General features: G+C 70.9%; 18 protein-coding genes. 6 read left to right on the top strand and 12 right to left on the bottom strand.

The features are described from left to right. Positions 1–36: 36 nt before the first annotated feature. Complete coding sequence (locus tag RWN05_RS08475) at positions 37–1,689, top strand: aldehyde dehydrogenase (NADP(+)) (protein WP_079003228.1); 1,653 nt, start codon at positions 37–39, stop codon at positions 1,687–1,689. A 502-nt stretch (positions 1,690–2,191) separates the two neighbouring features. Here the strand turns inward: RWN05_RS08475 and RWN05_RS08480 are convergent. The 6 genes from RWN05_RS08480 to RWN05_RS08505 form a co-directional block, all read right to left on the bottom strand. Continuing rightward, a complete protein-coding gene (locus RWN05_RS08480) occupies positions 2,192–3,391 on the bottom strand; it encodes an acetylesterase (protein ID WP_314139263.1) in 1,200 nt (399 codons plus the stop codon). A gap of 254 nt (positions 3,392–3,645) precedes the next feature. Continuing rightward, a complete protein-coding gene (locus tag RWN05_RS08485) occupies positions 3,646–5,007 on the bottom strand; it encodes a Gfo/Idh/MocA family oxidoreductase (RefSeq protein ID WP_314139265.1) in 1,362 nt (453 codons plus the stop codon). Beyond that, positions 5,004–6,014 carry a PmoA family protein gene (locus RWN05_RS08490; RefSeq protein ID WP_314139266.1) on the bottom strand — a complete coding sequence of 337 codons (1,011 nt, stop codon included), beginning with the start codon at positions 6,012–6,014 and terminating at the stop codon, positions 5,004–5,006. The genes RWN05_RS08485 and RWN05_RS08490 overlap by 4 nt, the downstream gene beginning before the upstream one ends. 56 nt (positions 6,015–6,070) lie before the next feature. Then, the gene (locus RWN05_RS08495) at positions 6,071–7,384 is read right to left on the bottom strand and encodes an ABC transporter substrate-binding protein (RefSeq protein WP_083397120.1); all 1,314 of its coding nucleotides are present in this window, start codon (positions 7,382–7,384) and stop codon (positions 6,071–6,073) included. Between the two features lie 117 nt (positions 7,385–7,501). Then, on the bottom strand, positions 7,502–8,428 hold the full coding sequence (locus tag RWN05_RS08500; protein ID WP_079003233.1) for a carbohydrate ABC transporter permease: 927 nt from the start codon (positions 8,426–8,428) through the stop codon (positions 7,502–7,504). Next, positions 8,421–9,377 (bottom strand): carbohydrate ABC transporter permease, encoded by a 957-nt coding sequence (locus RWN05_RS08505; protein ID WP_064295713.1) that lies wholly within the window; start codon positions 9,375–9,377, stop codon positions 8,421–8,423. Before RWN05_RS08505 ends, RWN05_RS08500 begins: the two co-directional genes overlap by 8 nt. A gap of 358 nt (positions 9,378–9,735) precedes the next feature. Here RWN05_RS08505 and RWN05_RS08510 point away from each other — a divergent pair, with 358 nt between their 5' ends. Genes RWN05_RS08510 through RWN05_RS08525 form a run of 4 tightly spaced genes read left to right on the top strand, consistent with a single transcriptional unit; the run spans position 9,736 to position 14,154 of the window. Next, entirely contained in the window at positions 9,736–10,905 is a 1,170-nt protein-coding gene (locus tag RWN05_RS08510; RefSeq protein ID WP_121289142.1) for a Gfo/Idh/MocA family protein, read from the top strand. Next, a complete protein-coding gene (locus RWN05_RS08515) occupies positions 10,902–12,089 on the top strand; it encodes a dihydrodipicolinate synthase family protein (RefSeq protein WP_314139267.1) in 1,188 nt (395 codons plus the stop codon). The genes RWN05_RS08510 and RWN05_RS08515 overlap by 4 nt, the downstream gene beginning before the upstream one ends. Beyond that, positions 12,086–13,045 carry a sugar phosphate isomerase/epimerase family protein gene (locus RWN05_RS08520; RefSeq protein WP_314139268.1) on the top strand — a complete coding sequence of 320 codons (960 nt, stop codon included), beginning with the start codon at positions 12,086–12,088 and terminating at the stop codon, positions 13,043–13,045. Before RWN05_RS08515 ends, RWN05_RS08520 begins: the two co-directional genes overlap by 4 nt. 59 nt (positions 13,046–13,104) lie before the next feature. After that, positions 13,105–14,154: a LacI family DNA-binding transcriptional regulator gene (locus RWN05_RS08525; protein WP_079003235.1), complete on the top strand. Its 1,050-nt coding sequence runs from the start codon at positions 13,105–13,107 to the stop codon at positions 14,152–14,154. A gap of 299 nt (positions 14,155–14,453) precedes the next feature. Here RWN05_RS08525 and RWN05_RS08530 read toward each other — a convergent pair whose 3' ends face one another. The 6 genes from RWN05_RS08530 to RWN05_RS08555 form a co-directional block, all read right to left on the bottom strand. Next, positions 14,454–15,341 carry a DarT ssDNA thymidine ADP-ribosyltransferase family protein gene (locus tag RWN05_RS08530; RefSeq protein WP_064295710.1) on the bottom strand — a complete coding sequence of 296 codons (888 nt, stop codon included), beginning with the start codon at positions 15,339–15,341 and terminating at the stop codon, positions 14,454–14,456. A 116-nt stretch (positions 15,342–15,457) separates the two neighbouring features. Further along, positions 15,458–16,012, bottom strand: a complete 555-nt coding sequence (locus RWN05_RS08535; protein ID WP_314139270.1) for a DUF1648 domain-containing protein — start codon at positions 16,010–16,012, stop codon at positions 15,458–15,460. A gap of 201 nt (positions 16,013–16,213) precedes the next feature. Beyond that, positions 16,214–17,719 carry an MFS transporter gene (locus tag RWN05_RS08540; RefSeq protein ID WP_314139271.1) on the bottom strand — a complete coding sequence of 502 codons (1,506 nt, stop codon included), beginning with the start codon at positions 17,717–17,719 and terminating at the stop codon, positions 16,214–16,216. A gap of 160 nt (positions 17,720–17,879) precedes the next feature. Next, on the bottom strand, positions 17,880–19,058 hold the full coding sequence (locus RWN05_RS08545; RefSeq protein ID WP_071258797.1) for a cystathionine gamma-synthase: 1,179 nt from the start codon (positions 19,056–19,058) through the stop codon (positions 17,880–17,882). 132 nt (positions 19,059–19,190) lie between these two features. Further along, the gene (locus RWN05_RS08550) at positions 19,191–20,555 is read right to left on the bottom strand and encodes a cystathionine beta-synthase (RefSeq protein WP_064295706.1); all 1,365 of its coding nucleotides are present in this window, start codon (positions 20,553–20,555) and stop codon (positions 19,191–19,193) included. Positions 20,556–20,749: 194 nt separating this feature from the next. Next, positions 20,750–21,058, bottom strand: a complete 309-nt coding sequence (locus RWN05_RS08555; RefSeq protein WP_314139272.1) for a hypothetical protein — start codon at positions 21,056–21,058, stop codon at positions 20,750–20,752. Between the two features lie 171 nt (positions 21,059–21,229). Here RWN05_RS08555 and RWN05_RS08560 point away from each other — a divergent pair, with 171 nt between their 5' ends. Then, positions 21,230–21,907, top strand: a complete 678-nt coding sequence (locus tag RWN05_RS08560) for a metal-dependent transcriptional regulator (RefSeq protein WP_064295704.1) — start codon at positions 21,230–21,232, stop codon at positions 21,905–21,907. The last annotated feature ends 25 nt before the right edge of the window (positions 21,908–21,932 follow it).

Raw genomic sequence — 21,932 nt, forward strand, 5'->3', positions numbered from 1 at the left:
CACCAGCCGCATCCGCATCCCCGAGGAGTCATCACCATGCACGACACCGACCACAGCACCGGCACGATCGACCGCACCACCCCCGCCAGGTCGCGCACCGACGATTCGGACAGCGTCCGCGGACGTATCGACGACGCCGACGGCAGCGGCAACAGCAGCAGCGTGGGCCACGGCGGCGACACCGTCACGCCCGCAGGTCACACCGGCGACGCCGCGTCCGATGCGGGACGTGCCGCCGTTCCGACCCTCGACGAGGTCGCCGCGGCAGCAGGCGCGGCCTCCTCCGAGCTCGCATCCACTGTGCCCTCGACCCGCGCCGCCTGGCTCGAGGCCGTCGCCGACGCCCTCGACGGACGGGTCGACGAACTCGTCGCACTCGCCGACGAGGAGTCCCACCTCGGGACCACGCGCCTCACGGGCGAGGTCGCGCGGACGACGGGCCAGCTGCGGCTGTTCGCCGCCGTCCTCCGCGACGGCGCATTCCTCGAGGTCGTCATCGACCACGCCGATACCTCCACCACCCCGCCCAAGCCGGAGCTGCGACGCATGCTCCGGCCGACGGGTCCGGTCGCGGTCTTCAGCGCGTCCAACTTCCCGTTCGCGTTCTCGGTCGCCGGTGGCGACACGGCATCAGCCCTGGCTGCCGGATGTCCGGTCATCGTGAAGGCGCACTCCGCCCACCCGCGGCTTTCGCGACTGACCGCGGCGATCGTCACCGAGGCGTTGCGCTCGGCCGGCGCCCCGGACGGCACGTTCGCGCTCGTCGAGGGTCGTGAGCAGGGCACCGCCCTCGTGCAGCACCCGGCGATCACCGCGGTCGGGTTCACCGGCTCACTCGCCGGCGGGCGCGCACTGTTCGACCTCGCGTCGCAGCGGCCGGCCCCGATCCCGTTCTACGGCGAGCTCGGCAGCACGAACCCGGTCGTCATCACCGAGGCCGCACTGCAGGGCGAGGCGGCAGGTGAACTCGCGCGCGGACTGGCGGCGTCGTTCACCCTCGGTGTGGGGCAGTTCTGCACGAACCCCGGTCTCGTGCTCGTGCCGAGCGGCAGCGGGTTCGCCGAGCTCGTCGCGCAAGCCGCGGCGGACACCGTCGCCGGGCGCATGCTGACGCCGGGCATCGCCGAGGCGTACGCCGCGGGCACCGCTCGCGCCGCCGGTCATCCCGGGGTGCGGACGCTCCTCGGCGACGGGACGGCGGCTGCGGATTCCGGCGTTCCGACCGTCCTCGCGACCACCGCCGTGACGGTCCTCGACGCGCCCGACGTCCTGCTCGAGGAGATCTTCGGGCCGGCGACGCTCGTCATCGAGGTCGTGGACGACGCCGAGCTGCACGCGGTCCTGGCCGAGGTCGGTGGCGCGCTCACGGCGACCGTGCACGCGGCGCCCGGTGAGGACATCGCCGGTCTCGTGTCGCGGCTCGAGCCGATCGCCGGGCGAGTGCTCTTCGGGGGCTGGCCGACGGGTGTCGCGGTCGGCTGGGCGCAGCACCACGGCGGACCGTGGCCGGCGACGACCTCGCTCCACACCTCGGTGGGCGCGTCGGCGGTGCGCCGCTTCCAGCGTCCGATCGTCTACCAGGACGCCCCCGAGCGCGTGCTCCCCGAAGCCCTGCACGAGGCGAACCCGCTCCGTCTCCCCCGCCGCGTCGACGGCGTCCCGGAGCTCCCCGCCGCAGCCCGCGCCTGACCGCCGTCCTGCCCGTCCCCGACTCAGGACTCCCCCGGCGCGCCGCCCCAGCCCAGCCCCGACACACCGGACATCTCCTGAGTTGGGGACGGGGCCACCACCCACACCCACCCACGTTCACAATTCAGGACGCACCCGGCGCGCCACCCACCCCAGCCCCGCCCCGGGCCCGACACACCGCACCGGTCCTGAATTGCGAACACCGTGACCACCGTCCCCAACTCAGGACGCACCCGGCGCGCCGCCCGAGCCCGGGCACGACACTCCGGACGTCTCCTGAGTTGAGGACACCCCACCACCCACACCCACCCACGTTCACAACTCAGGACACACCCGGCGCGCCACCCACCCCAGCACCCGCCCCACACCCCAACACGCCGCAACCGTCCTGAATCGCGAACACCGCGACCACCGTCCCCAACTCAGGACTCCCCCGGCGCGCCGCCCCAGCCCGGCACGACACACCGGACATGTCCTGAGTTGGAGACGGGACCAGGGCCGGTCAGGCGAGGGCGGCGGCGAGCCAGGCGCGCAGCTCGGCCTGCATCGGTGTCGACCAGCTGTGCGGTTCGTCATGGAACGTGCCCGTGTAGGCCGAGCGCTCGCCACCGGACCGGTACCGCTCAGTGAGCATCGCGTGGGCATCACGCATGCCGGCCGGCTCGAAGAGCTCGTCGCGCTCGGCGTACTGGACGAGGAGCGGCAAACGGGGGCGCAGGGATGCGAGCTCCGGCCAGTCGCCGACCCGTGACAGGCCTGGTGACAGGAACGTCCACGAGTGCTGATCGGCATGCCCGTCGAGCACCCCGTCGAACGTCGACATCATCGCGACCACGCCGGCAGCGCGGATCCGGTCGTCCATGGCTGCGAGCAGAACGGCCCGGGCACCGCCGCCGGAGAGACCGAAGCACGAGACGGCTCCGGAACGGACCCCGGGCGCGGCCGCCAGCTGATCGAGCGCGATGAGGTCGTCGCGGAGCACGAGACCGGCGAGCGACGTGCCCAGGACGCCCAGCTCCTTCGCGAGCTGCGGCTCGTTGGCCCCCGCGAGAAGCTCGGACCGCTGCCCGGGCGACACCGCCGCGGGCTGCTCCCCGCGCTGCACCGACGCGAACCGACGACCGGCGAGCTGCAGGTCGACGGTCCGATGGAAGCGTTCGGCGACGGCCTCGTCCGGGTTCCGCCGTGATCCCCACCCGAACGCGTCGTGCACGAGCACGGCGAACCCGTCGCGCGCGAGGTCGGACGCGACGGCGCGGCCTCCGTAGTAGCGGTCGCGGAACGCCTGCAACTCCTCCCGTGACACGGACGTCGTGGCAGGGACACCGTCGGGTCCGTCCGCGAGCTTCTCCCGTCCGACGCGCGTGAAACCGCCGTGGTCGTGCAGCGCCAGCGCGCCCGGGAGCGGGCTCGTCTCGCCGGCCGGACGCAGGAGCCACGCCGACGTCGGCACACCGAACCCGGTCGACCAGCGGAGTTCGATCCCGTCGACGCCGTCGCGGGTCCAGCGGCCGAGCTCCTGGGGCGGCTCGGGCTGCACCGGTCGTGGGAGCACACCGAGGACCTCGGCGAGGCGCGTGCGCGTGGTGTCGAGTGATCCGTCTGCGGTACTGATGCCCCGGATCGACTCTCTGAACCGGGCGGCGAGCGCCCGCAGACCGGGGTCGCGGCCGGGTGGAGGTGCGAACGACCTGGCGCGCACGTCGACACCCTCGTCGGGCGAAGATGGGGCGGTCGTCGGGCGCACTTCGACAGGCTCAGTGACCGGGACGGGTCCGGCGACCGGGACGGGCTCAGTGACCGGGAGGGGTCCGGCGACCGGAACAGGCTCGGTGACCGGAACAGACTCAGCGGCCGACGCAGACTCGGTGATCAGGGCGGGCTCGGTCACCGGCTCAGCGGCCGGGATCGACCCGACGTCCGAGTCGGCGCCGGAGCCGGCATCCGGGCCGGAGCTCACGGCGCGATCGTCGCGACCGGACGCCCGGTCAGCAGTGACTCGTTCCCGGCGATGCCGACCGAGATCGCCCGCACGCCGTCGTCGTAGCCGGCGGGGCGTCCCAGTTCGTCCTCGGTGACGCGGTCGAACAGGTGCCGTAGCAGGAACGCGTCGCCGCCGCCGTGTCCGCCGACGCCCTCGGGAATCTCGATCTCGCGGGCCTCCTCCCAGTGGCGTTGCAGCACGAGGCGTTCTCCGCGCGAACGCACCGGAGCGACGGACGCGGCGCCGTCCGCGGTCTCGTCATCGCCGCTCAGGCTCGGGTCGAGGACGACGCGCCCATCGGCCCCCACGAGCACGGCGGCGCGCTCCACGACCTCGAGCTCGACCCTGCCCTCCGTCCCGTTGATGGAGACGCGGTACCCCTCCCACGGCGCGTGGGCGTTCAGGGAGTAGCTGAGCGAGGCGCCCCCGTCGTACTCGACGAGGACGGACAGGTTGTCCTCGATGTCGATCCCGGGCGAGAAGACGTCGCGGTCGCGCAGGTATCCGTCGTGCTGCTCGGCCCGCAGGTAGAGCGACTCGAGCCGCGGGTCGTCACGCAGGTCGAGGGCGAACGGGTCGTTCGGGCGATCGCGAGCCGCCGCCTCGGCGTCGTCCGGTACCGATCCACGTCCCGGACGCGCAGCGAGCCCGCGTTCGGCCGCGTTGGCATCGCCGTAGAAGCGGAGGCCGCCGGTGGCGTAGACGGAGGCCGGCCGAGCCCCGATCCACCAGTTGACGAGGTCGAAGTGGTGCGACGCCTTGTGGATGAGGAGCCCTCCGGAATGCTCCTTCTCACGGTGCCAGCGGCGGAAGTAGTCGGCGCCGTGCACGGTGTCGAGCACCCACTCGAAGTGCACGCCCGTCACCCGTCCGATCCCACCGTCCTGCACGATGCGACGCAGCTCCGAGTTCCGCGGACTGTAGCGGTAGTTGAAGGTCGTGACGACGTTCCGGCCGCTCTCGGCGACGGCCGCCGCGATGCGCTCGACGCCCTCGCGGTCGATCGTGAGCGGCTTCTCGACGACGACGTCGGCACCGGCGAGGAGCGCGCGCGAGACGATCTCGGCATGCGTGAAGTCGGGGGTCGTCACGATCACCCGGTCGACGCGCTGCTCGGCGATCATCCGCTCGACGTCGCCCGGGCCGTATCGAGCCGGCAGCGGGACACCCTGCTCGGCGAGGACCCCCTCGTAATGGTCGAGCCGACCGGGGTTGCTGTCGCTCCAGGCGACGAGCTCGGCGACGTCGGCGTGCGGGCCGACGATGGCGTCGAGGTACATCTGCGAGCGGTGTCCGGTGCCGATGAGGGCGTAGCGTTCGCGGGTCGTGGTCATGCGCGTGGGTCCTTCCGGGTCGGCGCGGCGGGCGTTGCGATGGGCGCGCTGTCGTGGTGATCGGCGCGGCCCGAACGCGAGCGTTCGAGTGCGTCCCGACCGGATGCGGCGAGCGCCACAGCCCGGCCGTCACCGGCTGCACCGTCGGCGACGACGACGGCGTAGCGGAACTCGAGGGTCTCGTCGGCTCCGAACGGCAGCTCCTCGCTGAAGAAGGGGGCCGGGCAGAGTCCGGCGAACTCCTCGGTGCGCGCGAACCACTGCGGCGGGTGCGCGGGGTTCCGGACGTCGTCGACGATGACGATGCTCGACGCCACGGCCGTTCCGTCGTGGAGGCCGGTGAACCCCATCCATGCGTGGCGGGTGCCGCGCAGCTCCTCGCCGCCGCTCCCGTCGGGGGTGTGGAGGGTGCCGCCGGTGAAGGATCGTGGGCCGCGCCAGAAGAGCCCGCCGTAGCCGGCGTTCTCCCGACCCTTCGTCGTGGGCGACCCGATCGACAGGTCCCGGCCGGAGACGTTGCGCATCCGGGTCTCGAAGGTCAGCGTCCAGTCCCCGGCGGCCGGTCGCACCGTGAGCGCGCGCTCCTCGTCGACGATGTGCCGACCGTCCTCCGTGATCCAGGCGAGCGTGTGCGCGAACCGCACCTCGCCCGGGTCGGCACGGACGTCCGTGACCGCGACGTGCTCGGAGCGGCCGTTGTTCGCGAGTTGTTCGTAGGCGGTCCCGGTGAAGGTCGGGCCGCCCCAGAAGTTGTCGTCGCCGACGTGCGGGAGTGCCCACGCGATCCCGGTGTGCCAGACGTGGTCGTGCGGTCTGGCCAGCGTCACGAGCGCGCCACCTGCCGTGCGCACCGGGTGGAGGTACGGCTTCGGCGATTCGCGCTGGACCGTGTCCGGTCGGTAGGTGTACCGCAGGATGTCGATCCCGGCGAGGTGCACGGCGACGGCCGTACCGACCTCGTGCGTCAGCGCGAGACCGGTCGGACGGGTGCGGTGGTCGGTCGTCACGGGATCCCCCTCGGATGAAGCGGTGGTGGAGCTGCCGGTCGAGGGCTGTGGCCGGGTCAGCCGGCGGCGACCGCGGCCTTGAGGTCCTTGATGAACCCCTCGGCGGCCTGGTCGGGCGTGTTCTTCCCGAAGAGGACCTGCTCGGTGTACTGCTTCACGAGCGCCTCGATCGCGCTGCCACCGGCGGGCGTGACGGTCGGCGGCTCACCGATGTCGTCGGCGAGCCCGTCGAGGAACTCGACGACCGCCTGGTCGGTCTCCGCCAGCTTCGGCGTGATGTACTCGCGGATCTTCGTGTTGGCCGGGACGCCGCGCTCGGTGAGGAGCGAGTCGGCCGCGGTCTCGCTGTTGGCGAGGAAGTCGATGAACAGCGCCGCCTCGGCGGGGTGCTCGGTCCGGGCGGACGCCGACCAGTACATCGACGGCTTGTAGTACGCCGACTCGTCGGCCCCACCGTCGACGGTCGGGATCCGGAGGAGTTCGAGCGGCGAACCGCTCGCCTCGGTCAGGGCCGTCAGCTGGCTGTTCCACCAGGGGGCGAACGCCGCGGCGTTGGTCGCGGTGAAGGATTCGGCGAGCCCACCGGCCTGCTTCTCGACGATCGCGGACGCCGGCGGCGTCGCACCGTCGTTCACGAGCTCGAGCAGGTACGTCCACCAGGAGGCGAGCGTCTCCGGCTTGATGGACACCTCGCCCTTGTCGTTGTACAGCTCGTCGCCGTGCTGACGGGCCCAGTTGTTGAGGCCACCGTCCTCGAAGCCGAAGGGCTGGAAGCCGTAGACCGATCCGCCACCGGCTGCCGAGACCTGCTCGCTCAGCGCGGTGAAGTCGTCCCAGGTCCAGGTCTCGTCGTCGGGCATCTCGATGCCGGCCGCGGCGAGCAGGTTCGGGTTCACGACGATGGAGTAGCTCGTGATCCCCGAGGGGATGCCGTAGAGCGAATCGTTGACCGTGCCGGACGTCAGCGTCTCCTTGGGGAAGTCGCCGAGGTCGAGGTGGTCGGTCACGGTGTTGAGGTCGAGGAGCGCGCCGCGGTCGCCGTAGGTGGCGATGTACTTCTCGTCCATCTGGATGATGTCGGGGGTGTCGTTCGCCGCCGTCTCGGTGGCGAGCTTGTCCCAGTACCCGGCCCAGTCCGTGAACTGCGGCTCGATGGTGATGTTCGGGTGTTCCTTCTCGAAGGCCGCGATGACCTCCTGCGTGGCCGCCGTGCGGGCGTCGTTGCCCCACCAGGTGAAGCGGAGGGTGACGGGCTCGTCGGACAGTTCGGTGGCGGCGTCGCCTCCGGCGCTGCAGCCGGCGAGGAGGAGGGCGGCGACGGCTCCCGTCGCGATGAAGCCGGCGGCTCTGCCGTGCTTGCTGATGCTCATGCTGTTCCCTTTCGAATCGATCGATCCGGATCCGATGCTGCTGGATCCGGTGGTGCTGGGTCTGGTGCAGGTGGTCTGGTGCGGGTGCTGCGGTGGTGCTGGTCGGTGGGTCGTGCCTCACTTGCCGCCGGTCGTCGCGATGCCCTTCAAGAGGAACCGCTGACCGAACAGGAAGACGAGGAAGATCGGCAGGAGCGAGACGACACTCATGGCGAACATCGGCCCCCACGAGGTGGACGATTGTGCGTCCATGAACGCCCGGAGTGCGAGCGGCACCGTGTACATCTCCGGTTTCGTCAGGTACAGGAGCTGACTGAAGAAGTCGTTCCAGGTCCAGATGAAGGTGAAGATGGCGGTCGTCGCGAGCGCCGGCACCATGAGCGGCAGGATGATGACCCCGAAGATGCGGGGGTGGCCGCAGCCGTCGATGCGGGCCGCCTCGTCGAGTTCCTTCGGGATGCCGCGGATGAACTGCACCATGAGGAAGACGAAGAACGCGTCGGTCGCGAGGATCTTCGGCAGGATCAGCGGCAGGTACGTGTTCACGAAGCCGAGCTGGGAGAACATGATGTACTGCGGCACGATGATGACGTGGATCGGCAGCATGAGCGTCATGAGCATCGCCGCGAACCACCAGCGCTTACCGCTGAACTTCAGCCGGGCGAAGGCGTAGGCGGCCATCGAGCAGGACACGAGGTTGCCGACGATGCAGCCGAGGACGATGAGCACGGAGTTCAGCAGGAAGACGTGGAACGGCTCCGAGAGGGTGTTCCAGCCCTCGCTGTAGTTGCTCACCTCGAAGCTGTCGAGGACGATGCCGGGGTTCCGGAAGATCTCCTCCGTCGGGCGGAGCGAGGAGACGACGAGCCAGATCACCGGGTAGAGCATGATGAAGCCGACGAGGATCAGGCCGATGTGCTTCAGGACCGACTTCCAGGGCGACCAGCCCCGAGCGCGGCGGTACTGGCGTTCGGCCTCCTTGGCCTCGCGACTGCGGTTCTTGCTGTCCGTCGTGATGGACCGTGTGGTCAGCGTGTCAGTCATCGTAGTTCACCCAGTATTTCGAGGCCCAGAAGTTGATCGCGGTGAAGACTCCGATGATGAGGAGTAGGAACCAGGCCATGGCCGAGGCGTAGCCCATGTCGAAGTTCGAGAAGCCGCGGTTGTAGAGGTACAGCGTGTAGAACAGCGTCGAGTCGGCCGGGCCGCCCGTTCCGCCCGACACGATGAAGGCCTGCGTGAAGGCCTGGAACGCGTGGATGATCTGCAGCACGAGGTTGAAGAAGATGATCGGGGTGAGCAGCGGCAGGGTGATCTTGGTGAAGCGCTGCCACTTCGTCGCGCCGTCCATCTGCGCCGCCTCGTGGTACATCACGGGGATCTGGCGGAGACCGGCGAGGAAGATCACCATCGGTGCGCCGAAGGTCCACACGTTGAGCGTGATGAGGGTCGAGAGGGCGGTCGAGGGGTCGGCGATCCAGCTGCGCCCCTCGATCCCGAAGATCGCGATGAACTGGTTCACGAGGCCTTCGCCGCCGAACACCTGCTTCCACAGCACCGCGATGGCGACGGAGGAGCCGAGGAGCGACGGCAGGTAGTACACGGACCGGTAGATCGCGAGGCCACGGAGACCGCGGTCGAGCAGGGCGGCCAGTGCCAGTGCCGCGGCGAGCTGGAGCGGCACCGATACGAAGACGTACACGAAGGTGACGCCGAGCGAGTTGTGGAGCCGCTCGTCGCCCATCATGCGGATGAAGTTGTCGACGCCGATGAACTTCGGCGCCTGCAGCAGGTTGTACTTCGTGAAGGACAGCGCGAGCGAGGCGACCATCGGGCCGACGGTGATGACGGCGAGTCCGATGAGCCACGGGAGGAGGAACAGGTAGGCGGCCTTGTTGTCGCGGCGGTTGTCCTTCTTGATGAAGGCCTTCTCGGCCGCCGTCTGCGGGCGTTTGCCGGCGCTGAGCTTGCGGAGCTCGCCGAGCGCGCTCACCGAACACCCCTCGCGAGTGTCGTCCTGGGCGCTCCTGGAGTTGCACGGACCACGTCGGACCTCCTTGTCGATCGTCGTTGATGACTTCCCGGAAAGCGTTTCCCGGCTGAGCTGCATCAAGTTCTATCACGGCCTCATCGGACGATGCAACGATTCAATCCGCATCCGTGTTCGATCCGTGATCACCTGTGACCGAATCGGTTCGAACCCTTGCCTTGGCCCCGCACGCCGTTCTACAGTGACCCGGTAAACGCTTTCCGGACGAGCCGCGGCCGCCGGGACCGGAACACGAACCAGAGGAAGAGCCACCGTGTCAGAGCAGACCATCGGGATCATCGTCAACGGCGCCACCGGGCGCATGGGCTACCGGCAGCACCTCGTGCGGTCGCTGCTGGCCATCCAGGAGCAGGGCGGCGTGCAGCTGTCCGACGGCACGCGCCGCCAGATCGAGTTGATCCTCGTCGGCCGCAACCAGGCGACCCTGGACGAGCTCGCCACACGGCACGGCATCGAGCACACCTCGACCGACCTCGACGCGGTCCTCGCCGACCCCCGCTGGGACGTCTACGCCGACTTCCTCGTCACGAAGGCCCGCGCGACAGCGCTGCGCAAGGCGATCGCGGCCGGCAAGACCATCTACACGGAGAAGCCGACGGCGGAGTCCTTCGAGGAGGCGCTGGAACTCGCGCGCCTCGCCGCCGAGGCGGGCGTGAAGAACGGCGTCGTGCACGACAAGCTCTACCTGCCGGGGCTGCGCAAGCTCAAGCGCCTCATCGACTCGGGCTTCTTCGGTCGGATCCTCTCCGTCCGTGGCGAGTTCGGCTACTGGGTGTTCGAGGGCGACTGGCAGCCGGCGCAGCGCCCGAGCTGGAACTACCGGGCCGAGGACGGCGGCGGCATCGTCGTCGACATGTTCCCGCACTGGAGCTACGTGCTCGAGAACCTCTTCGGTCGGGTCGAGTCCGTGTACGCGAAGGCCACGACGCACATCCCCGAGCGCTTCGACGAGCGGGGCGAGGCCTACGCGGCCACCGCGGACGACGCCGCCTACGGGGTCTTCGAGCTCGAGGGCGGCGTGATCGCCCAGCTCAACTCCAGCTGGACGGTCCGCGTCGACCGCGACGAGCTCGTGCAGTTCCAGGTCGACGGCACCCATGGCTCCGCGGTGGCGGGCCTCTTCGGCTGCAAGGTGCAGCCGCGGAACGTCACCCCGAAGCCGGTGTGGAACCCCGACCTCGCCGACGACCACGACTACGCGGGCGACTGGCAGGACGTGCCGACGAACGACGTGTTCGAGAACGGGTTCAAGACGCAGTGGGAGGAGTTCCTCCGCCACGTCGTCGAGGACGGCCCCTACGAGTACGACCTGCTCGCCGGTGCGCGCGGCGTCCTGCTCGCCGAGCTCGGCCTCGAGAGCTCGCGCACCGGCCGCCGCCTCGACCTGCCCGAGGTGACGCTTGGAGGCACGAGCGACACCGCCGGCGCGGACGAGGAGCTGGCGTCGCTCGAGGCCTCGGTCGCACGATGACGTCCGTCCCGCTGCTCTCGACCGACGGCACGGTCACCGCGCTGGAGCTCCGCGAGCCCGTCGTGGCCGAGCGCCCGACCACTCCCCTGACGAGCCGCACCGCCTACGCCGCCGCGCACGTGGTCCCGAAGCCTTGGGCGGAGAACGTGCCGGGTGCGCCGGCGGAGCTCGACTGGGACGCGACGCTCGCCTACCGCCACCATGTGTGGTCGTACGGCCTCGGCGTGGCGGACGCGATGGACACCGCCCAGCGGAACATGGGACTCGACACCACCGCCACGCGCGAGCTGATCACCCGGAGCGCCGCGGAGGCCGCCTCCGTCGGCGGTGCGCTCGTCGTCGGTGTCAACACCGACCACCTCAGCGACGAGACCGTCTCACTCGACGCGGTCGCCGACGCCTACCTCGGACAACTCGCGTTCGCCGAGGACGCGGGCGCCGGGACCGTGCTCATGGCCAGCCGACACCTTGCGAGGGCCGCGCAGTCCGCCGACGACTACCGTCGCGTCTACGACCGGGTCCTGTCGGCGGCGCAGGCGCCCGTGGTCCTGCACTGGCTCGGCACGGCGTTCGACCCGAGCCTCGAGGGCTACTTCGGCGCAAGCGACGTCGCCGAGGCCTCGGGCACCCTGCTGCGCATCATGACCGACCACGTCGACCACGTCGCCGGGGTCAAGATGAGCCTCCTCGACGCCGACGCGGAGATCGCCGTCCGGCGTCGCCTCCCGGCCGGCACGACGATGTTCACCGGGGACGACTTCAACTACGTCGACCTCATCGCCGGTGACGCCGTCGGACACTCCGACGCCCTGCTCGGGGCGTTCACCGCGATCGCCCCGGCCGCCTCCGCCGCGATCCAGGCGCTCGACGCCGGCGACCCGGCCGCCTACGAGCGGATCCTCCGACCGACCGAGGCCCTGTCGCGCCAGATCTTCGCCGCGCCGACCTACTACTACAAGACGGGTATCGCCTTCCTCAGTTGGTTGAACGGTCACCAGCCGGCGTTCTCGATGGTCGGCGGCCTGCACGCAGCCCGGAGCCTGCCGCACCTGTCGGAGATCGTGCGCCTCGCCGACGCGGCCGGCGCGCTCGAACACCCGGAACTCGCCGCCGAGCGCTGGACGGGCCTGCTGCGCACGGCCGGTGTCGTCGGCACGCTGACCGCTGCGGGAGGAACCCGATGAGCACCACCGCCCTTCGACAAGCTCAGGGACCGGCGGGACAGGGTCAGGGACCGGCGGGACAGGGTCAGGGACCGGCGGGCGGCAGCACCACCCCGCACCCGCGGCTCTCGGTCAACCAGGCCACGATCAAGTACGCCACCCTCCCGGAGGCGGTCGCGGCCGTCACCGCGGCCGGCGTCACGAGCTTCGGCGCCTGGCGCGAGCCGGTGCAGGAGTACGGCGTCGCCGCCTCGGCGAGCCTCCTGACGGACAGCGGCCTGCGTGTCTCCAGCCTGTGCCGTGGTGGCTTCTTCACCATGCCCGAGGGGTCGGCTCGCCGGACGTCGATCGACGACAACCGGATCGCGATCGACGAGGCCGCCGCCCTCGGCGCTCCGGCCCTCGTCCTCGTGGTCGGCGGCCTCCCGGCCGGGTCCCGCGACCTCCTCGGCGCCCGCGAACTCGTCCGCGACGCGATCGGCGAGCTCACCGACCACGCCCTCGAGTCCGGCGTGCAGCTCGCCGTCGAGCCGTTGCATCCGATGTACGCCTCGGACCGCGCGGTCGTCTCGACCCTCGGTCAGGCCCTCGACATCGCCGAGCAGTTCGCTCCGGAGGCCGTCGGGGTGGTCGTCGACACCTTCCACATCTGGTGGGACCCGCAGGTGCTCGAGCAGATCGCCCGCGCTGGTGCGACCGGTCGGATCTCCAGCTACCAGGCGTGCGACTGGGCGACACCGCTCGCCGCGGACGTCCTCCTCTCCCGGCACTATCCGGGTGACGGCGTCGTCGACTTCGGCTCGCTCACCCGTGCCGTCGAGGCGGCGGGCTACACGGGTGACATCGAGGTCGAGCTCTTCAACCAGGACATCTGGGACAGCCCGTTCCAGCAGGTGGTCGATCGCACCGTCGACGCGTTCCGGGCGACGGTCGTCCCGCACCTCGACCACGACGACGACGCGATCCACCACGCCTGATCGCCGCGGCCGCCCTGTGGCAGAGTGTGTCTCAGCAGCCGCCAGTACGAAGGAGCGCCATGTCGGTCGACGAGCACCGGTCGACGCCGGTCCCACCGACGCTGCACGACGTCGCCCGTGAGGCGGGGGTCTCCCTCGCCACCGCGTCGCGCGCGCTCAACGGGAGCACGCGGACGGTCAACGAGACGTTCCGTCGGCGGGTCCTCGACGCCGCACTCCGGCTGAACTACACGCCGAACCTGTCGGCCCAGGCCGTCGCGAAGGGCCTGTCGTCGACGATCTCGCTGCTCGTCAGCGACATCGCCGACCCGTATTTCTCGTCCATCGCGGCCGGGGCCATCCGCGCGGCCGACGAGCAACGCATCGCCACGACCATGGCCGTCACGCACCGCGACCACGAGCGCGAACTCGAACTCGTGCGGGTGCTCCGCGGACAACGGCCACGCGCCATCATCCTGACGGGTAGTCGCTGGGACGTGGTCGCTTCGGAGCACCGACTGTCGGATGAGCTCGCGGCCTACGAGTCCACGGGCGGACGCGTCGTCCTCGTCTCGCAGCGGACGCTCCCGTTCGCAACGGTGCAGCTCGGCAACGCGACCGGTGCCCGCGAGCTCGCCCGGGAGCTCGTCGGTGCCGGGTACCGCCGCTTCGCCGTCATCGCCGGCGACGACCGCCTGCTCACCTCCCGGGAGCGCGTGAGCGGGTTCGCCGAGGGCTTGGCCGAACACGGCATCGCGATCCACCCGTCGAGGATCGTCCGGGCCGAGTTCACCCGCGACGGCGGGCGCCAGGGGGCCGCCGAGCTCCTGCAGCTGGGACTCGACGACGTCGACCTGATCTTCGCCGTCAACGACGTGATGGCGATCGGCGCGATGTCGGCGTTCCGCGCGGCCGGACTCCGACTTCCCGAGGACCTCGCGGTCGCCGGGTACGACGACATCGCCACCTCCCGCGACGTCACCCCCGCGCTCACCACGGTCGCCGTGCCGCTCGAGGCGGTCGGTGAGCACGCGGTGCGGCTGGCGCTGGACCCGGCGACGGACAGCTCGACGACGGAGCCCGTCGGCGCGACGGTCCTCCTCCGCGAGAGCACGCCCGCGCGCGCCTGACTCGCCAGTCCGTCTCCTCCCCCGGGGCGTTCACCGGGGCACAACTCCTGCAGCTCGCCCCGATCGGGGCGTGCAGCGTCCGACTCAGTGGCCCTGGGGCCATGCAGCAGGAGTTGCGGACAGCAGCACGCCCTGAGCCTGGTGTCCTCGGCAGGGGACGCGTTCACCTCCGCGCGGCCGAGGTGCGCACTCGTTTCCGCGCACAACTCCTGCTGAGGGCGGCTGGACCGCCCGACACGGCGCCGGCAGCCGGCTTCCGGCGCCGTCCAGCAGGAGTTGTGAACGCGGTGAGGCTTCGCCTAGTCGGCGACGTGCTCCTGGAACCAGGGGGTGTAGGCGGCGACCTTGGTGCGGTGGCCGGCGCCGGCGACGAGTCGCTTGACGTGCTCGCGGACGTTGACCGTCGCGACGCCGATCACGGTGATGCGGTCGAACGGGACGGCGTCGGCGACGAGCACCTCGGCGCGTCGGAGGGCCGCGGGGTCCTCGTCGGTCGCGAAGCGCTGCACCATGCGGTCGGCGGTCATCGCGTTGGCGCCGATGCTCGTGAGCACGTGGGACGCGTCACCGTCGGCGACCACGACGCGTGCCCGGGAGGGTCGACCGGTGTCGGCGTCGAACTCGCCCGGGTGCACGGCAGCACCGTCGATGGTGGTGACGAGGACCACGTAGTCGTTGACCGATGACGCGAGCGCCTCGGCGGACAGACGGACATCGTGCTCGCCCGCGCGGATGCCCGCCCAGAGGTCGGCGTCCGGGGTCAGGAAGAACGGGACGAAGTCGGCCGGCGTGAGGTCGTCGGTGCCGGCGAGGACCATCGTGCGTCTCGCTTCGCGGTGGCTCGCGGCGGCGATGTCGACGACCGGCCCGTCGGGGAGCGCCGGTGACGCCACCGGCAGGATGCTGCCGGTCTCGAGGATGCGCTCGAGGTTGCGGATGTGGGTGACGTGGTACAGCCGCTGCTCGCCGACGCGCACGACGGGCAGGGCGGCCGCCGCCTTCGTCACCGTCTTCGCGGTGGCCGCGGTCCGCACGCGGGTCGGCGCCGGCTCGCGGAGCGAGGGAGCGACCGTCGACCGACGGACCTTGGGAGCGGGTGGTTCAGCGACCGGCACCTCGCGGGGCGGCGGCGGGAAGCAGGTCGCGCAGAGGCCGTTGTCGAAACCGTGTTTGCATTCGTCGCTCAAGAGAGTCCTTCTGCAGTCCGGCTCCGAGACACGAGGAGCGGGTCACTGGGGGGACGAGCCGAGACGTACGCATCAAGGGTACGCGGCTTCGGCACCCCTCGCGCACGCGGGAGCCGTCAAACGAGACCGCGCTGCGCCCGGAACACCCGGAGGCTCGAGACGGCGAGCGAGCCGAGGAACGCCGCCATCAGCACCGGGAGCAGCCAGGGCGCCATCCACGCGGGCACGCCGAGCCAGGTGGTGAGTGCGACGACGGCGATGAGCGCGGCGGTCGCGACCGTCAGATTCCCCAACAGTCGCACGGTGGCGTCCAGCGTGGCAGCCGTCACCTCCGGACGAGGCGACAGTTGCGTCGACCACGAGGATGTGGTGGCCGGTGGGTGCGGGCCGTCGTCCGATCGGGTCGTTCCGGCGAGCGGCAGGGAGGCGGCGACGATCCAGAAGATCGCCACGACCGCGGCCCCGATGATGACCGGGAGCAGGAACCCGCCGAGACGCTTGTCCGCCCAGGCGTCCGGCTGGAGCGCGACGTCGACGTGCACCGGCATGGGATCAGGAGCAGACGGATACACCACCAGGCCGATGGCCAGCGTCGCCGCGACGATGACGAGTGCGACGAGATGCGGCCAGACCGGCGGCCGGCGAACGGGCCGTTCCGCAGAGGCGGTCATCGGGTCCTGCACGATCCTCCTCATCTGCACGAGGCCCCTCGGCGCACCTGCCACCGACGCGCGGCATACCGGCATATCGTCATCAACGATACCCAGCACGCCTGTCCCCGCGTCTCGCGACGCCGCCTGGACACTGCAGCGATGCGTGGGCGACGCTACCCCCCACGCACCGCAGCACTACCCAGGCGACGGTGTCTCGGCTCACCCGGTCGCGCCTGGCTCCGCTGGTCGGCTCACCCGACGCGCGACGACGACCGCCGCGACACCGGCGACCAGCGCGATCGCGAAGCATCCGGCGAACGCGACCCCGCCGGGAGCGATCCAGCTCAGCCCGGCGAACACACGAGAGCCGTCGAGCGCCGTGAACGCCAGTCCGGTCGCCGCGAGCGCGAGGGCACCGCCGATCGCGTCGCCGATCGACATCGCCGCACTGTTGAACCCCTGCGAGCGCTCGTCGGAGTAGGCGAGCGTCATCACGCTGAGTCGCGGGAACATGAGGCCCATCCCGCCACCACTCACCACCCAGGCGACGATCGGTACCACCGGCGGCAGGCCGACGAGGGCGGCGGACAGGGCGATCGCGACGGCGACCGTGACGAGTGACGACCCGATCTGCACGGCGTTCGCATTCGACAGCCGATCCCCGAGGCGCCCCTGCAACCAGGACGACAGCGACCACGCGATCGCCCCACCGGTGAGCGCGAGTCCGGCGAGCGCCGGCGTGAGCCCGTGCTCGCGGGTCAGCAGGTAGGGCACGTACACCTCGGCGCCGAAGAATGCGGCGGAGGTCAGTCCGCGCACGAGGATGACCGTCGGGAGCCCTCGGCGTGCGGTGAGCGTGCCGAGCGGGATGAGTGGTCGGAGGGCGAGGATCGCGACGACCGCGCCGACGATCGGCAGCGCCCACGCGGTCCATCCCGAGAACTCCGTCGAGAGGTTGACCGCGAGGACCGCGGCCGCGACGAGCACCGCCCACCCGAGCCGACGCAGCTCCGCGCCCGTCCGCGCGACGGCGGCCGCCTCGCCACCGTCCTCCGCCGACTCCATCTCGGCGCCCTGCCGCTCGGCGCGTTCGGTTGCTGCGGCGCGCAGCATCCGGAGCGCCGGCAGGAGGAGGAGCGTCGCCACGACCACGAGCCCGACCACGCCGAGGAAGACCCAGTGCCAGCTGAACCGCTCGGCGACCACGCCGGCGAGGAACGGCCCGATCAGGGAGGGGACGACCCAGGCGGCCGCGAACCCTGCGAAGATCCGCGGGTGCAGGGCCGGTGGGTAGATGCGGGCGACGAGGACGTACAGGGCGACGGTCATCGCTCCCGAACCGAGGCTCTGGACGAGGCGTCCGGCGACGACGGCCCACATGGTGGTCGCGGTTCCGGCCAGGAGGAGTCCGACGAGGAACAGGACGACGGAGGCGAGCAGCGGCTGGACCGGACCGAGGCGGTCGGCCACCGAGCCCGCGGCGACCATGCCGATGACACTGACGGCGAGCGGGCCGGCGAAGGCGAGCGCGTAGAGCTGCTCGCCGCCGAGCTCGCCACTCACGAGCGGCATGATCGTCGTGACGGCGAGGGACTCGAAGGCGCCGAGGAACACGAGCGCGCACGCACCGATGGTGACGAGGACGAACCGGCGGCTGAAGATCCCTCGGTCGCGGGGTGTCGGGTCGGCTCCGGTCGCGGGCTCGGGGGTCGTCGCTGTGGTCACGATTCCGAGCCTAGAACCTCAATGCGACTTGAGGTCAAGCGCTGACGAACCCCTGCCCGTTCACCATTCAGGACGCGCCCGGCGCGCCGTCGCCGGTCGACGGGTTCGGCGCAGGGCGCGCCGCAGGCCTCCTGAATTGCGAACGGGCCGGAACGGCCCGCTAGTGCTTGGCGCTCGCCTTCAGGACCTTCGCGAGCGCGCGGTCGAGGTCGGCGATCAGGTCGGCGACGTCCTCGATGCCGACCGACAGCCGCACGACGTTCTCGGGGACTGCCAGCTCCGTGCCCTTGACCGAGGCGTGCGTCATCTGCGCCGGCAGGCCGATGAGCGACTCGACGCCGCCGAGCGACTCGGCGAGTGCGAACAGCTTCGTCTTCTCGACGAGGCGCGTGGCTGCAGCCGGGCCACCGACGAGCGCGAGCGACAGCATGCCGCCGAAGCCGGACATCTGGCGGGCGGCGAGCTCGTGACCGGGGTGGCTCTCGAGGCCCGGGTAGTAGACGCGCTCGACGGCGGCGTGGCCGTCGAGGAACTCCGCGATCGCCTGCGCGTTCGCGCTGTGCTGACGCATGCGCACCGCGAGGGTCTTGATGCCACGCGTCGTGAGCCACGCGTCGAGCGGGGCCGAGACCGCGCCGGCGGCGAACTGGACGAAGCCGAGCTGCTCGGCGAGCTCGTCGTCGTTCATGATGATGGCGCCACCGAGGACGTCGGAGTGTCCGCCGAGGTACTTGGTCGTCGAGTGCACGACGATGTCGGCCCCGAGCGAGAGTGGCTGCTGCAACGCCGGCGAGGCGAAGGTGTTGTCCACCACGGAGAGCACCTCGTGGCGGTGCGCGAGGGCCGCGAGGGCCGCGATGTCGCTGATCTTCATGAGCGGGTTGCTCGGCGTCTCCACCCACAGCAGCTTCGTGCGGCCCGGGATGATCGCCGCTTCGACGGCGGCGAGGTCGCCGAGGTCCACGACCGTGTGCTCGATCCCCCAGGCGCCGTGCACCCGGTTGATCAGCCGGTAGGTGCCGCCGTAGACGTCGTTGCCGATGACGATGTGGTCGCCGGGGCGGAGCGCCGTGCGGATGAGCGCGTCCTCGGCGGCGAGGCCGGAGGCGAAGGAGAAGCCGTGCTTCGCGCCTTCGAGGGCGGCGAGCTGCGTCTCGAGCGCCGTGCGGGTCGGGTTGGCGGAGCGGCTGTACTCGTAGCCGCCGCGGAGCCCACCCACGCCGTCCTGGACGAAGGTCGACGTCTGGTAGATCGGCGGGATGATCGCCCCGGTGGTGGGGTCGAACTCCTGTCCGGCGTGGATGCTGCGGGTGGCGAAGCCGTGGTCGTGCTTGCTCATGGGTGACTCTTTCGGTTCAGGATTCGGGGAGGTGTCGGGTGGGCGACCGGTCGGACTGGCCCGGTCACCGGGGTCGGGCGCGGTCGGGACATCGCCCCGACTCCGCCCACACGACCTGCATGCCGCCCACGCTCAACCCGCCAGGTAGGTGAGGAGGTCGTGCCGCGTGATGACGCCGATCGGCTTGCCGCCGTCGGTGACGAGGAACGCCGGGGCGGAACCGAGCGCCGCGCGCGCCGCCGGGATGGACTCACCGAGGCCGATGAGCGGCAGCGGGTCGCCGACGAACGCGCTCGCGGCGTCGTTCATCTTGGCCGCGCCGCTGAAGACGGCGTCCATGAGGCTCGCCTCGTCGATCGCGCCGACGACCTCGCCCATCACCACGGGCGGCTCGGCGCTCAGCACCGGGAGCTGGGAGACGCCGTACTCGGTCATGATGTCGACGACGTCGCGGACGGTGTCGCTCGGGTGCACGTGCACGAGGTCCGGCATCTCCGAGCCCTTGCCGCGGAGGATGTCGCCCACGGTGCGGTCGTCGGCGACCTCGCTGAAGCCGTAGGACTGCAGCCAGGAGTCGTTGAAGATCTTGCCGAGGTAGCCACGCCCGCCGTCGGGCAGGAGGACGACGACCACGGCCGACGCCGGGAGGTCGCGTGCCGCGACCAGGGCGGCCTGGACCGCCATGCCGCTGGAGCCGCCCACGAGCAGTCCCTCCTCGCGAGCGAGGCGACGCGTCATCGCGAACGACTCGGCGTCGGTGACGGCGATGATCTCGTCGGGGATGGAGGGGTCGTAGGCGGTCGGCCAGAAGTCCTCGCCGACGCCCTCGACGAGGTACGGGCGACCGGTGCCGCCGGAGTAGACCGAGCCCTCCGGGTCTGCACCGATGATGCGCACGCCGCCCTCGGAGACCTCCTTGAGGTACTTGCCCGTCCCGGAGATGGTGCCTCCGGTGCCGACGCCCGCGACGAAGTGGGTGATCTCGCCCTCGGTGTCGCGCCAGATCTCGGGACCGGTCGACTCGTAGTGGCTGCGCGGCCCGTTCGGGTTCGCGTACTGGTTGGGCTTGAACGCCCCCGGGATCTCGGCGGTGAGGCGGTCGGACACGCTGTAGTAGGAGTCGGGGCTGTCGGGAGCGACCGAGGTCGGCGTCACGACGATCTCCGCACCGTAGGCGGTGAGCACGTTCCGCTTGTCCTCGCCGACCTTGTCGGGCAGGACGAACACGCAGCGGTACCCGCGCTGCTGGGCGACGAGGGCGAGGCCGACTCCGGTGTTGCCGGAGGTCGGCTCGACGATCGTGCCGCCCGGCTTGAGGTCGCCCGACGCCTCGGCGGCGTCGATGATACGCGTGGCGATGCGGTCCTTCGAGGAGCCGCCCGGGTTGAGGTACTCCACCTTGACGAGCACGGTGGCCGCGATGCCCTCGGTGACCCGGTTGAGCTTGACGAGAGGCGTGTTCCCGATGAGATCGAGCACGGAGTCTGCGTAGTTCATGTCTGCAATCTGTTCCTGTGGTGCGTCACCGCACGACTCTCGCGTGCGTCACCGGATGGCTGGGGCGGCTGAGGCGGCATCCCGGCAGGGACGGTTCAGCGGGGACAGCAGGAACACGACAGGCGGAGACGCATGCAGACCACCCTACCCGGCGAGTGCAGGGAACGCAGCCGGATGACGGGGCCGATCCGGCGTCAGTGGATCGCGACGAGTCGCGGCCGCGGACCGAGTGCCGAGACAGCAGAGGACACCAGCCGGACGGCGAGGGTCAGCACCATGAGGACACCGATGACCGTGAGCACGACCGCGGCGAGCAGCAGCACCGCGAGGAGCGCCGGAAGCCGGCGCAACACGAGCTCGACCGGGCGACGACGGGGTGTCCCGTCCGCCCCGGGTGCCTCCAGGTGGCCTTCGCCCGCCATGGCGGCGGCGACGAGTTCGAGCGTGGCACGCGCGCCGGATCCGAGCCGTGCGGTCGAGGTGCGCAGCGCCTGGGACATCACGTGGCCCTTCTCGTCGGATGGATCGGTGTTCGCGGGTGCGAGGACTCGACCGTAGCAGTCGGGTGCCCCGTTCGGGGGTGCCGGTGCCCATTCTGCCAGGCGGGCGTGAACACCCGGTGGCCTGCCGAAGGACGCATGATGGACGCGCACCGCGCTCCCTAGACTGGAGGCATGACCGTCTCCGGCCTCTCCGCCGTCTCCCAGGACTACCTCAAGACGATCTGGACGACCTCCGAGTGGGCCGACGAGTCGGCCACCGTCAAGCTGCTCGCGGATCGCATGGGTGTCCGTCCCGCGACCGCCTCCGACGCGGTGAAGCGACTCGCCGCCCAGGGACTCGTCGTGCACGAGCCCTACGGCAGCATCGAGCTCACCCCCGCCGGGCAGGCGCACGCGGTCGCGATGGTGCGGCGGCACCGACTCATCGAGACCTTCCTCGTCGAGATGCTCGGCTACGGCTGGGACGAGGTCCACGACGAGGCGGAGATCCTCGAACACGCGGCGAGCGACACGATGATCGAACGCATCGACGCCGCGCTCGGCCACCCGATCCGCGATCCGCACGGCGACCCGATCCCCTCCGCCGACGGCACCCCGCACCGCCCGGACGCGGTCCGGTTGAACGAGGCTCCGTCCGACAGCCCGTTGACGGTGTGCCGCATCTCGGACGCCGACCCGGAGACCCTCCGACACCTGAGCAGCCTCGGCATCGTCCTCGACACCGAACTGAGCGTCGACGACCACCGTGCGTTCGCGGGCGAACTCGAACTCCGGCTCACCGCGACCGGCACGCGCCTCACGCTCGGCCGCCTCGCCGCCGATGCCGTCTGGGTGACGGTCGTCGCCTGATCGCCGGCAGCTCCACTCGCCCGTC

The sequence above is a fragment of the uncultured Plantibacter sp. genome (assembly GCF_963518075.1).
In the GTDB taxonomy this organism is placed as follows: Bacteria; Actinomycetota; Actinomycetes; order Actinomycetales; family Microbacteriaceae; genus Plantibacter; species Plantibacter flavus_A.